We start from the raw sequence: 12,356 nt of genomic DNA, 5'->3' as shown, positions 1-12,356 counted from the left end.
GGCACTGCCAGATATACGAGGCCAGGGCGGCTAAATTTAACCTGGGTTCAGAGCTGGGCGTAACGGCTGCTGATGCGGATGCTGCCGTCCTCGCGATGTTCCAGGTCCACGGGCAGGACTTTCGGCAGGGCGTCGACCAGGCTGCGGATGTCGCGGGTGCTGTAGATCCCGCCAATGCGCAGTTTCGCAGCGCTCCTGTCGCCCAGGACCAGCGGAGCGTCGAGGTAGCGGTTGATCAGCGGCAGGGCCTTGGACAGGGGCAGGTCGTCGAGTACCAGGCGGCCCTCGCGCCAGGCCAGCGTCTGGCGGGTATCCACGGCCTCGACCAACGGTTGCAGCAGGCCCGGATAGTAGCTGGCCTGCATGCCGGGAGTCAGGCTGCTGTCGTTGCCCGAGCCTTCGCTGCGGACCTTCACCGAGCCCTCGGTGACGGTGACTACCACGTTGTCCTGGTACTTCCAGACGTTGAAGCGGGTGCCGGTGACGGTGATCGAGCCGTTGCCGGCCTTGACCACGAAGGGGTGCGCGCTGTCGTGGGTGACATGGAAGTAGGCCTCACCCCTGTCCAGGGAAACCCGGCGGATGTCCTTGAAATTGGCGAAGCTCAGCTGTGTATTGAGGTCCAGTTCGACCTCGCTGCCGTCGGGAAGAACGGCATGCCTGACGTTGCCCTCGGCCTCGTAGCGCTGGTAGCTGGAAGGAATCCAGCCTTGCAGCCAGCCGAGGTAGCCGGCCGTCGGCAACATAAGCAGGGCGAGGGCGGCGGCGCGTGCCTGGCTCTTCCAGCCCCTGCGGCGACGGCCGAACGGGCGGGTTGCGGCGTGGTTGCGAAGCTCGGGCGCCGGCGTTCGCGGCAGCAGTTCGCTGAGCGCCCAGATCTCCTCCATTTCTGCGTATTCGGCGGCGTGCCGGGGATCGGCTGCCAGCCAGCGCTGGAACTCGCCACGCTCTTCCTCGGAGAAGTCCTCGGCGTGCAGGCGCATGCACCAATGCGCGGCGTCCTGCACAAGGGTGTCGCTGTCGGCGGGAGAGGGTGTCTTCATCGAGGGTTCCAGTTATGCCTTCGGATTGCGCTGCGAGCGAAACAAGGCTTTAAAGCTTGATGAGAATTATTATAAATTTAATGATTTCATACTGCCAACGTCGCCGGCAGGCGATCCCGCCCTTGGAAGGACAGTGCCGTAGAGGCAGCGAGCAGGAGTCGTCTTGGAAAACCATTATCGGGAGCTGCTGCGATTCCTCAGTGCCAGGCTCGGGGATCGACACGCAGCGGCGGATGTCGCCCACGACGCGTATTTGCGCGTTCTGGAGCGCTCCAGTCAAGCGCAGATCGAGCATCCGAAGGCTTTTCTGTACCGGACGGCGCTCAACCTGGCGGTGGACGAGCACCGTCGCAGCCGGGTGCGCCGGGCGGAACCCCTGGAGGTCCTGGACGACGAGGAGGGCCTGGCCAGTCCCTCGCCGCAGACGGTGGTCGACCAGGGGCAGCGCCTGGACAACCTGCAGCGCGCGCTGGCCGAGTTGCCGGCCATCTGCCGCAGTTCGTTCCTGTTGCGCAAGCTGGACGGCCTGTCCCATTCGCAGATCGCCGAACATCTCAATATTTCCCGCAGCCTGGTGGAAAAGCACATCGTCAACGCGATGAAGCACTGTCGGGTGCGCATGCGCGAATGGGAAGCCGACTGATTTCGCTATTCGTGCTCGGCAACGCTTAAATTTCATTTCCCTGTCCTCGTTCCTAGTCAACAGATGGCCCTCCAGGGCTGCTCTCGACTTATCGCTCCCGCTTGAAAGGGGGCCAATCCAGAGGAACTGGAAATGACTCAGGCAACTGCAACCGCCGTGGTTCACGATCTCATCGGTGTCGGCTTCGGCCCTTCCAATATCGCCCTGGCGATTGCCCTCCAGGAACGGGCCCAGGCGCAGGGCGCCCTGGAAGTGCTGTTCCTGGACAAGCAGGGCGACTACCGCTGGCACGGCAACACCCTGGTGTCGCAGAGCGAGTTGCAGATCTCCTTCCTCAAGGACCTGGTGTCCCTGCGCAACCCCACCAGCCCGTATTCCTTCGTCAACTACCTGCACAAGCACGATCGCCTGGTCGACTTCATCAACCTGGGCACCTTCTATCCCTGCCGGATGGAGTTCAACGACTACCTGCGCTGGGTCGCCAGCCACTTCCAGGAGCAGAGCCGCTACGGCGAAGAGGTCCTGCGCATCGAGCCGATGCTGAGCGCCGGCCAGGTCGAGGCGCTGCGGGTGATCTCGCGCAACGCCGACGGCGAGGAGCTGGTGCGCACCACCCGCGCCCTGGTGGTCAGTCCCGGCGGCACCCCGCGTATCCCGCAGGTGTTCCGTGCGCTCAAGGGCGACGGCCGGGTGTTCCACCACAGCCAGTACCTGGAACACATGGCCAAGCAGCCCTGCAGCAGTGGCAAGCCGATGAAGATCGCCATTATCGGCGGCGGGCAGAGCGCGGCGGAGGCCTTCATCGACCTCAACGACAGCTACCCGTCGGTGCAGGCCGACATGATCCTGCGTGCCTCGGCGCTCAAGCCGGCGGACGATAGCCCGTTCGTCAACGAAGTGTTCGCGCCGAAGTTCACCGATCTCATCTACAGCCGCGAACATGCCGAACGCGAGCGTTTGCTGCGCGAATACCACAACACCAACTATTCGGTGGTGGATACCGACCTGATCGAGCGCATCTACGGCGTCTTCTACCGCCAGAAAGTCTCCGGCATCCCGCGCCACGCCTTCCGTTGCATGACCACCGTGGAGCGCGCGACCGCCACCGCCCAGGGCATCGAGCTGGCGTTGCGCGACGCAGGTAGCGGCGAGCTAAGCGTAGAGACCTACGACGCAGTGATCCTGGCCACCGGCTATGAGCGTCAGTTGCACCGCCAACTGCTCGAACCGCTGGCGGAGTACCTCGGCGACCACGAGATCGGCCGCGACTACCGCCTGCAGACCGACGAGCGCTGCAAGGTGGCGATCTACGCGCAGGGCTTCAGCCAGGCCAGTCATGGCCTCAGCGACACCCTGCTGTCGGTGCTGCCGGTGCGTGCCGAGGAAATCTCTGGCTCCCTGTACCAGCACCTGAAGCCCGGTACTGCGGCCCGCGCCCTGCACGAGCACGCCCTGGCCAGCTGACCGGCGCCACGCCGCCACGCCCTGTGTTGCCCGTTTCCCCGCCAGGGGATGCCCGGCACGCAGGGCGTTTTCGTTGCATGTCCCGGCCGTTCCGGCCACCACTTTGCAGAGAAACGACATCGATGGGGATGCGTACCGTACTGACCGGCCTGGCCGGCATGCTGTTGGGTTCGATGATGCCGGTCCAGGCCGATATGCCGCGGCCGACCGGGCTGGCCGCGGATATCCGCTGGACCGCCTATGGCGTGCCGCACATCCGGGCCAAGGATGAGCGCGGCCTGGGCTATGGCATCGGCTACGCCTACGCGCGCGACAACGCCTGCCTGCTGGCCGAGGAGATCGTCACCGCGCGCGGCGAGCGGGCGCGCTATTTCGGCAGCGAGGGCAAGTCGTCGGCGGAGCTGGACAACCTGCCGTCCGACATCTTCTACGCCTGGCTCAACCAACCCGAGGCGCTGCAAGCCTTCTGGCAGGCGCAGACGCCCGCGGTGCGCCAGTTGCTCGAAGGCTACGCCGCCGGTTTCAACCGCTTCCTCCGCGAGGCCGACGGCAAGACCACCAGTTGCCTTGGCCAGCCCTGGCTGCGGGCCATCGCGACCGATGACCTGCTGCGCCTGACCCGGCGCCTGCTGGTCGAAGGCGGGGTCGGCCAGTTCGCCGACGCGCTGGTGGCCGCCGCGCCGCCCGGCACGGAGAAGGTCGCCCTGAGCGGCGAGCAGGCGTTCCAGGTCGCCGAGCAGCGGCGCCAGCGCTTCCGCCTGGAGCGCGGCAGCAACGCCATTGCCGTTGGCAGCGAACGTTCGGCGGACGGCAAGGGCATGCTCCTGGCCAACCCGCACTTCCCCTGGAACGGCGCGATGCGTTTCTACCAGATGCACCTGACCATTCCCGGCCGGCTCGACGTGATGGGGGCCTCGCTGCCCGGCCTGCCGGTGGTCAACATCGGCTTCAGCCGCCACCTGGCCTGGACCCACACGGTGGATACCTCCAGCCACTTCACCCTGTATCGCCTGGCGCTGGACCCGAAGGACCCGCGGCGCTACTTGGTCGACGGTCGTTCGCTGCCGCTGGAGGAGAAATCCGTCGCGATCGAGGTGCGCGGCGCCGACGGCAAGCTGTCGCGCGTCGAGCACAAGGTCTACCAGTCGATCTACGGCCCGCTGGTGGTCTGGCCCGGCAAGCTGGACTGGAACCGCAGCGAGGCCTATGCGCTGCGTGACGCCAACCTGGAGAACACCCGGGTACTGCAACAGTGGTACTCGATCAACCAGGCCAGCGACGTCGCCGACCTGCGCCGGCGCGTCGAGGCGCTACAGGGGATCCCCTGGGTCAACACCCTGGCCGCGGACGAGCAGGGCAACGCCCTGTACATGAACCAGTCGGTGGTGCCCTACCTGAAGCCGGAACTGATTCCCGCCTGCGCCATTCCGCAACTGGTCGCCGAAGGCCTGCCGGCCCTCCAGGGGCAGGACAGCCGCTGTGCCTGGAGTCGCGACCCGGCCGCGGCCCAGGCTGGCATCACCCCGGCGGCGCAACTGCCGGTGCTGTTGCGCAGGGACTTCGTGCAGAACTCCAACGACAGCGCTTGGCTGACCAACCCGGCGAGCCCGCTGCAGGGCTTCTCGCCCCTGGTCAGCCAGGAGAAGCCCATCGGTCCGCGGGCGCGCTACGCCCTGAGCCGGCTACAGGGCAAGCAGCCGCTGGAGGCGAAGACGCTCGAGGAAATGGTCACCGCCAACCATGTCTTCAGCGCCGACCAGGTGCTGCCGGACCTGCTCCGCCTGTGCCGCGACAACCAGGGCGAGAAGTCCCTTGCCCGCGCCTGCGCGGCCCTGGCGCAGTGGGACCGTGGCGCCAACCTCGACAGCGGCAGCGGTTTCGTCTACTTCCAGCGCTTCATGCAACGCTTCGCCGAACTCGACGGCGCGTGGAAGGAACCGTTCGATGCGCAACGTCCCCTGGATACGCCGCAAGGCATCGCCCTCGACCGGCCGCAGGTGGCGACCCAGGTGCGCCAGGCGCTGGCGGACGCGGCGGCGGAGGTGGAGAAGAGCGGGATTCCCGACGGCGCGCGCTGGGGCGACCTGCAAGTGAGCACCCGTGGCCAGGAACGCATCGCGATTCCCGGCGGCGATGGCCATTTCGGGGTCTACAACGCGATCCAGAGCGTCCGCAAGGGCGACCACCTGGAGGTGGTCGGCGGCACCAGCTACATCCAACTGGTGACCTTCCCCGAGGAAGGGCCCAAGGCTCGCGGGTTGCTGGCTTTCTCCCAGTCCAGCGATCCGCGCTCGCCGCACTACCGCGACCAGACCGAGCTGTTTTCCCGCCAGCAATGGCAGACCTTGCCGTTCAGCGACAGGCAGATCGACGCCGACCCGCAACTGCAACGGCTAAGCATTCGCGAATGATAAGCAATGCCTATCAGATCTGATGGGAAAAAAACTGACGGTTTTTCCGCGCTCGTTCGTCTTTAACCATAGAGGCGGCCCACAGCCGCCCGGTTCCAGGGAACACGTGCAGGCAGCGAGCAAGGATGCTCGGCTTCGGCGGGGACCCGCTACCCACTCGTCCACGAAAGGAGCGTCACGATGACCCATTCGCCCGTCAAACAGATGTTGAAGGAGGCCGGCCTGAAGATGAGCCTGGCCCGGCTGAAAGTGATCGATGCGCTCTGGGAAGCCTCGGGGGAGCAGGGCCGGGTGCCGATCCGCACCCTGCACCGGCGTCTCTCCGAAACCGGTACGCCGCTGTCCCTGGTGAGCATCCGCCAGGTCCTCGGGCGCCTGGTGGAAAGCGGCCTGGTGACCCTCGACGAACAGGATGTCTACAGCCCCGGCAAGGCTTCCTGGGGCGGTGCCGCCGGTTCCGCGGCGCCCGAGCGCCGCGCCGCGGCCAACGAGCAGCGGCTCTGACGCGGTATCCCTGATCTCGGGCAGCGGGTAAAGTCTGCCCCATGCTCAATCCCGACGATTTCCGTTTTCCTTCCATCGAAGCGTTGCAGGCGTTCGAAGCGGCTGCCCGGCTGGGTACCTTCGAGCGCGCCGCCGAACTCCTGTCGATCACCGGCAGCGCCGCCAGCAAGCGGGTTTCCGGTCTCGAGGGGATGCTCGGGGTGAGCCTGTTGCAGCGCGACGGCCGCTCGCTGGCGCTGACCTCCCACGGCCGCGAGTACCTCGAACAGATCGCGCCGATCCTCGCCCAGCTCGCGGCGGTTCCGCTGCATCGTCGCCAGGTCCAGCGCCAGCAGCGGCTGACCCTGCGCACGCCGCCGACCTTCGCCCGGCAGATCCTGATTCCGCGCCTGGCGTCCTTCGCCGAGGCCTGTCCGGAAATCGAGCTGGAGATTCTCCTGTCGAGTCCTTCGGACGGCCAGGACCTGCCGCTGGCCGATGTCGAGGTGCGCGGCGACAGCCATGGCGTGGCGGCCGGTGAGCGGCTGCTGGAGGAGCGCGTGCTACCGATGGCCGCGCCGGGGCTGCTGCTGGGCCTGCCGCGGCCCTGGACGCCAGCCATGCTCGCCGGCCTGCCGTTGCTGCGCTCGCCGCTGGAGCCTTGGCAGCCGTGGTTCCGCGTGGCCGGGCTGGACTGGCCGGAGCCCTGCGCCGGGCCGCGCCTGCTCGATTTGGGCATGACCCTGGAAGCCGCCGCCAACGGCCAGGGCGTGGCCCTCGCGCGACCCTCGCTGGCGCGCGCCTGGCTTGCCGAGGGGCGGCTGGTGGTGCTGTTCCCGCTGCGTTCGGCGCCCACCCACCATTACCACCTGCGCAGCCACCAGGCCTCGCCGGCCAGCCAGCGTTTCGCCGCCTGGCTGGCGGCGATCTGCCGCGAGGCGGTGGCCCAGGGCAGGGAATTCCTTCCGGCGGCGGACGACTGAAACGGCGGAATTTCCTTCCGCCGATGCCGACAATTATTCCGCCTGCGGCGGTACGTCGCGCTCTACCATCCAGCCACCCCCGAAGGAGTGGACTGCATGAGCGTCATCACCGATATCGAAGACCTGCGCCGCCTGGCGCGCAAGCGCGTGCCGCGGATGTTCTACGACTACGCCGACTCCGGTTCCTGGAGCGAAGGCACCTACCGCGCCAACCAGGACGACTTCGCCGCGATCAAGCTGCGCCAGCGGGTCGCGCGGAATATCGAGAACCGCTCGCTGCGCACCCGCATGCTCGGCCAGGAGATGGCCATGCCGGTGGCCATCGCGCCCACCGGGCTGGCCGGCATGCAGCATGCCGACGGCGAGATCCTCGCCGCCCGCGCCGCCGCCGAGTTCGGCGTGCGCTACACCCTGTCGACCATGAGCATCTGTTCCCTGGAGGACATCGCCACGGAAGTCGGCCAGCCGTTCTGGTTCCAGCTCTACGTGATGCGCGACCGCGATTTCATCGAACGCCTGATCGACCGTGCCAAGGCCGCCGGCTGCGACGCGCTGGTGCTGACCCTCGACCTGCAGATCATCGGCCAGCGCCACAAGGACCTGAAGAACGGCCTCTCGGCGCCGCCGCGGCCGACCCTGGCCAACCTGCTGAACATCGCCACCAAGCCGCGCTGGGCGCTGGGCATGCTCGGCACCCGGCGTCGCGGTTTCGGCAACATAGTCGGGCACGTCAAGGGCGTCGACGACATGGGCTCGCTGTCCGAGTGGACCGCCCGCCAGTTCGACCCGCGGCTGAACTGGGGCGACGTCGAATGGATCAAGCGCCGCTGGGGCGGCAAGCTGGTGCTCAAGGGCATCCTCGATGCCGAGGATGCGCGGCTGGCCGCCGACTCCGGCGCCGATGCGCTGGTCGTCAGCAACCATGGCGGACGCCAGCTGGATGGCGCGCCCTCGACCATCAGCGCGCTGCCGGCGATCGTCGAGGCGGTGGGCGAGCGCATCGAGGTCTGGCTCGACAGCGGCATCCGTTCCGGGCAGGACGTGCTCAAGGCCATCGCCCTCGGTGCGCGCGGGACCATGATCGGCCGTCCCTATCTCTACGGGCTGGGCGCGCTGGGTCAGGCCGGGGTGACGCGGGCGCTGGAGATCATCGCTCGTGAGCTGGACCTGACCATGGCCTTCTGCGGCCATACCGACATCCGCGAGGTCGGCCGGGACATCCTGTTGCCGGGAAGCTACCCGCGATAGCCGCGAACGGCGAAGGGGAGGGAAGAGCGCAAGCCGCGCGGCTCGACGGCCGCGCGGCAAACAGGATCAGGCGGCGGAACTCCAGCGCAGGACGATGCTGCCGTCGCGCTGCGGGTCGAGCAGCCACTGGTTGGAACGGTCGAAGCTTTCCAGCAGGTGGGCCCAGTCGCCCTCGTCTTCGCCGGGCAATCGGGAAATGCAGGCCTGGCAGGCCTGTTGCGCAGCCGGGGCGTGGATGATGCGCTGGATGCGGGTGTTCAGCAGGTCATAGGCCGTGGGCAGGGCGGGGATCGATGCAGTGTGGTTCATGGGTGCCTCCGCTTGCTTTCTCGGTTATGGGTGGGTGGACAAAGGAACCCTCGGTTCCGGCGAGATACCTTTGTAGCGGAACTCGTGTGAAGAAAGTATTGCAACGTTGTCGCAGGGGCGCGCCGCAGGGATGTACGGCTCTTGGCAACGGCTCTGGCGGTAGGCGACACTGCGTCGCGAGGAAAATCGTTGCGCATTGTTTCAATTCGCGGAAAGGCGTTTTTCCAGGGATGGGCTTTGACCGGCACCCAGTGCAAGGCAAGGTGACCGGTACTTCTCGACGGATACGACTGCATGGCGTTAGAACCTTCCGATGTTTTGCTCGAATCGGTGTTTTGTCAGCTGGATGCCGACACCCCGCGTTCCCTCCATGATCTCAAGGGCGACCCCAGGGCCAACCTGCTGGCGATCCGCCTGCTGTTCCGCCAGGGCCGCATCACCGGCGTGCTGCTGGACGACCCCAGCGGTGCCGAGGACCAGCATGGGCCGTTGATCTACCACGCCGAGCGCCTGCGCGTGCGGCGCGGCTAGCGCCGTTGCCCCTGGCCGAGCCGCTCGCTTTCCGGCGAAGCGGCGAGGAGCGGGCCACCGGGAACGCGGCCTCGCCCGGGCGATTCCCGCCCGGCTTGGGTATCGTTGAATTCCATTCAACGATACGTTCAGTTCTGCCAGGTTATCCGCCGCAGTCCTCTCGCCAATAATCTCCCTTCAGTCCGATGAGAGACTCGCCGCGCCCATGGGGGCGGCGCAGTCGCCGTGCGACTCCATAACCAGAAACCAGAAAAGGCGTGCACCGATGATTACCCTGAACCTCAATGGCAAGGATCATCAGCTCGATGTCACCGAGGATATGCCCTTGCTCTGGGCCATCCGCGACGTCGTCGGCTATACCGGGACCAAGTTCGGCTGCGGCATGGGCCTGTGCGGCTCCTGCACCATCCATATCGACGGCCAGGCCACCCGTTCCTGCATCACGCCGGTGAGCCTGGCGCAGGGCAGGAAGGTCACCACCATCGACCACCTGCACACCGACAAGGTCGGCGAGGTCGTCCAGCAGGCCTGGCTGGACATCGGCGTGGCGCAGTGCGGCTACTGCCAGGGCGGGCAGATCATGTCGGCCACGGCGTTGCTGAAGAGCAACCCCGCGCCCAGCGACGAGCAGATCGAGGCGGCCATGGCCGGCAACATCTGCCGCTGCGGCACCTACAACCGGATCAAGACGGCGATCCACAACGCCTCCGCCAAGTTGCAGGAGGCCAAGGCATGAAGCGCTCGTTCCCCGACGATCTGGTCATCGGCAATCTCAGCCGCCGCGGTTTCCTCAAGGGCGTCGGCGCCACCGGCGTGCTGCTGGTGGCTGCCAACTGGGGCTGGCGCGACGCCCTGGCCGCCGAAAAGAAGGCCTTCGGCGCCGACGCCATGCCCCATGGCTGGGTGGACAACCCGAAGATCTACGTGAGCATCGACCGGGACGGCACGGTCGGCATCGTCTGCAACCGCTCGGAAATGGGCCAGGGCGTGCGCACCAGCCTGGCGATGGTGGTGGCCGACGAGCTGGAGGCCGACTGGAGCCGGGTCAAGGTGATCCAGGCGCCCGGCGACGAAGCGCGCTACGGCAACCAGGACACCGATGGCTCGCGCAGCATGCGCCATTGGTTCGAACCCATGCGCCGCTGCGGTGCGGCGGCGCGACAGATGCTCGAACAGGCCGCGGCCAACCAGTGGAAGGTTCCGCTGGGCGAGTGCCGCGCCGAACAGAACAAGGTGCTGCATGCGCCCAGCGGCCGTTCGCTGTCCTTCGGCGAACTGGCCGAGGCCGCCGCGGGCCTCGAAGTGCCGGCGCGCGACAAGCTGCTGCTGAAGAAGCCCGAGCAGTTCCGCTACATCGGCAAGGACGTGGCGCGCGCCATCGACGGCGCCGATATCGTCAATGGCCGCGCCGGCTTCGGCTTCGACGCGCGCTTCGACGACATGCTCTACGCCGTGGTCGCCCGGCCGCCGGTCTACGGCGGCAAGCTCAAGCGCTACGACGCCGCCGCGGCGCTGAAGGTGCCGGGGGTGGTCAAGGTGATCGAGATCGAGGGCCGGCCGATCCCGTCCGAGTTCCAGCCGCTGGGCGGGGTCGCCGTGGTGGCGCAGAACACCTGGGCGGCGATCAAGGGGCGCGAGGCGCTGGTGGTCGAGTGGGACGCCGGGGTCAACGGCGGCTACGACTCGGTGGCCTACCGCAAGCAACTGGAAGAGGCCGCGCGCAAGCCGGGCAAGGTGGTGCGCGACAGCGGCGATGCCGCGGCGCTATTCGCCAAGGGCGGGGATATCGTCGAGGCCGAGTACTACCTGCCGCACCTGGCCCAGGCGCCGATGGAACCGCCGGTCTCCACCGCCTGGTACAAGGACGGCGCCTGCGAGGTCTGGGTCCCGACCCAGGCGCCGCAAGTGACCCGCGAGCGCATCGCCGAGCGCCTGAAACTGCCGTTCGACAAGGTCACGGTCAACGTGACCCTGCTCGGCGGCGGTTTCGGCCGCAAGTCCAAGCCCGACTTCGTGCTGGAAGCGGCGATCCTGGCCAAGGCGTTCCCCGGTCGCCACCTGCGCGTGCAGTGGACCCGCGAGGACGACCTGCATTTCTCCTATTTCCACACGGTCTCGGTGGAGCGCCTGCAGGCCGTGCTTGGCGCCGACGGGCTGCCGCAGGCCTGGCTGCATCGCTCGGTGGCGCCGAGCATCACCGCACTGTTCGGCCCGGACAGCAAGCACCAGGGCGCCTTCGAACTGGGCATGGGCCTGACCAACCTGCCGTTCGCCATCCCCAACGTGCGCCTGGAGAACCCCGAGGCCCCGGCGCACACCCGGGTCGGCTGGTTCCGCTCGGTCTCCAACATCCCCCACGCCTTCGCCATCCAGAGCTTCGTCGGCGAACTGGCGGCGAAGGCCGGCCAGGACCCGAAGGACTACCTGCTCAAGCTGCTCGGCCCGGCGCGGCGGATCGACACCGCCGAACTCGGCGACAGCTGGAACTACGGCGAGTCGCCGGAGCGCTACCCGCTGGATGTCGGCCGCCTGCGCGGGGTGATCGAGGAGGCGGCGCGCCAGTCCGGCTGGGGCGGCGAGCTGCCCAGGGGCAGGGCGCGGGGAATCGCCGCGCACTACAGCTTCGTCACCTACGTGGCGGTGGTGATCGAGGTGGAGGTGAAGGACGACGGCGCGCTGCTGGTGCACAAGGCCACCATCGCCGCCGACTGCGGTCCGCAGATCAACCCCGAGCGCATCCGCTCGCAGCTCGAAGGCGCCTGCGTGATGGGCCTGGGCCTGGCGGCGCTGGGCGAGATCAGCTTCAAGGATGGCAAGGTCCAGCAGGACAATTTCCACCAGTACGAGCTGGCGCGCATGCCGCTGGCGCCCAAGGCGGTGTCGGTGCATCTGCTCAAGCCGGATGGCGACCTGCCGTTGGGCGGGGTCGGCGAGCCCGGCGTGCCGCCGATAGCGCCGGCGCTGTGCAACGCGATCTTCGCCGCCACCGGCAAGCGCATCCGCGAGTTGCCGATCCGCAATCAGTTGCAGGGGTGGCGGAAGGCCTAGGTCCTTCGTCCTGGTGGTCGCCTGCGTGAGTTCGCGCGAGCGCAGGCGATGGATCAGGTTCTACGCGGAAGTCGTTGTCGAAGAAGAGTTTTCCGTGCCGCCGTCCCTCCCTGGCAGAGGCCTGTCGGCGGATAACGCGCGTGGCCTCGTTCGCCCTGCGCAGCGAAGGCGGTAAGCGGATGCCAGGGCGGAC

11 protein-coding genes are annotated in these 12,356 nt (G+C 67.4%); 9 read left to right on the top strand and 2 right to left on the bottom strand.

The window, feature by feature from the left end:
- Positions 1–47: 47 nt before the first annotated feature.
- Positions 48–1,043, bottom strand: a complete 996-nt coding sequence (gene fpvR / locus HMPREF2581_RS20865) for a pyoverdine signaling pathway anti-sigma factor FpvR (protein WP_003139296.1) — start codon at positions 1,041–1,043, stop codon at positions 48–50.
- Between the two features lie 163 nt (positions 1,044–1,206).
- On the opposite strand from fpvR, the gene fpvI reads away from it, so the two are divergent.
- The 6 genes from fpvI (at position 1,207) to lldA (ending at position 8,275) form a co-directional block, all read left to right on the top strand.
- Entirely contained in the window at positions 1,207–1,686 is a 480-nt protein-coding gene (fpvI, locus tag HMPREF2581_RS20860; protein ID WP_003103620.1) for a pyoverdine signaling pathway sigma factor FpvI, read from the top strand.
- A gap of 132 nt (positions 1,687–1,818) precedes the next feature.
- On the top strand, positions 1,819–3,150 hold the full coding sequence (pvdA, locus tag HMPREF2581_RS20855) for an L-ornithine N(5)-monooxygenase PvdA (RefSeq protein ID WP_003114509.1): 1,332 nt from the start codon (positions 1,819–1,821) through the stop codon (positions 3,148–3,150).
- A gap of 122 nt (positions 3,151–3,272) precedes the next feature.
- Positions 3,273–5,561, top strand: a complete 2,289-nt coding sequence (gene pvdQ / locus HMPREF2581_RS20850; protein ID WP_003139299.1) for a bifunctional acylase PvdQ — start codon at positions 3,273–3,275, stop codon at positions 5,559–5,561.
- Between the two features lie 180 nt (positions 5,562–5,741).
- Positions 5,742–6,065, top strand: coding sequence for a transcriptional repressor (locus HMPREF2581_RS20845; RefSeq protein WP_003089535.1), 324 nt, complete (start codon positions 5,742–5,744; stop codon positions 6,063–6,065).
- A 41-nt stretch (positions 6,066–6,106) separates the two neighbouring features.
- A complete protein-coding gene (locus HMPREF2581_RS20840) occupies positions 6,107–7,027 on the top strand; it encodes a LysR substrate-binding domain-containing protein (protein WP_003124571.1) in 921 nt (306 codons plus the stop codon).
- Between the two features lie 96 nt (positions 7,028–7,123).
- Positions 7,124–8,275 (top strand): L-lactate dehydrogenase LldA, encoded by a 1,152-nt coding sequence (gene lldA, locus HMPREF2581_RS20835; protein WP_003104946.1) that lies wholly within the window; start codon positions 7,124–7,126, stop codon positions 8,273–8,275.
- Positions 8,276–8,341: 66 nt separating this feature from the next.
- Here the strand turns inward: lldA and HMPREF2581_RS20830 are convergent, their stop codons facing one another.
- Positions 8,342–8,584, bottom strand: coding sequence for a DUF1654 domain-containing protein (locus HMPREF2581_RS20830; protein WP_003089526.1), 243 nt, complete (start codon positions 8,582–8,584; stop codon positions 8,342–8,344).
- A gap of 294 nt (positions 8,585–8,878) precedes the next feature.
- Between HMPREF2581_RS20830 and HMPREF2581_RS20825 the strand changes: the two genes are divergently transcribed.
- The 3 genes from HMPREF2581_RS20825 to HMPREF2581_RS20815 all read left to right on the top strand — a co-directional run bounded on the left by HMPREF2581_RS20825 (position 8,879) and on the right by HMPREF2581_RS20815 (position 12,163).
- Entirely contained in the window at positions 8,879–9,115 is a 237-nt protein-coding gene (locus HMPREF2581_RS20825; RefSeq protein WP_003104944.1) for a hypothetical protein, read from the top strand.
- 265 nt (positions 9,116–9,380) lie between these two features.
- Positions 9,381–9,851, top strand: coding sequence for a (2Fe-2S)-binding protein (locus HMPREF2581_RS20820; protein ID WP_003089521.1), 471 nt, complete (start codon positions 9,381–9,383; stop codon positions 9,849–9,851).
- Positions 9,848–12,163, top strand: coding sequence for a xanthine dehydrogenase family protein molybdopterin-binding subunit (locus tag HMPREF2581_RS20815; protein ID WP_003139301.1), 2,316 nt, complete (start codon positions 9,848–9,850; stop codon positions 12,161–12,163). The genes HMPREF2581_RS20820 and HMPREF2581_RS20815 overlap by 4 nt, the downstream gene beginning before the upstream one ends.
- Positions 12,164–12,356: the final 193 nt, after the last annotated feature.

The organism is Pseudomonas sp. HMSC057H01, assembly GCF_001836405.1.
In the GTDB taxonomy this organism is placed as follows: domain Bacteria; phylum Pseudomonadota; class Gammaproteobacteria; order Pseudomonadales; family Pseudomonadaceae; genus Pseudomonas; species Pseudomonas aeruginosa.
This window is presented reverse-complemented; position numbering and strand designations above follow the sequence as displayed.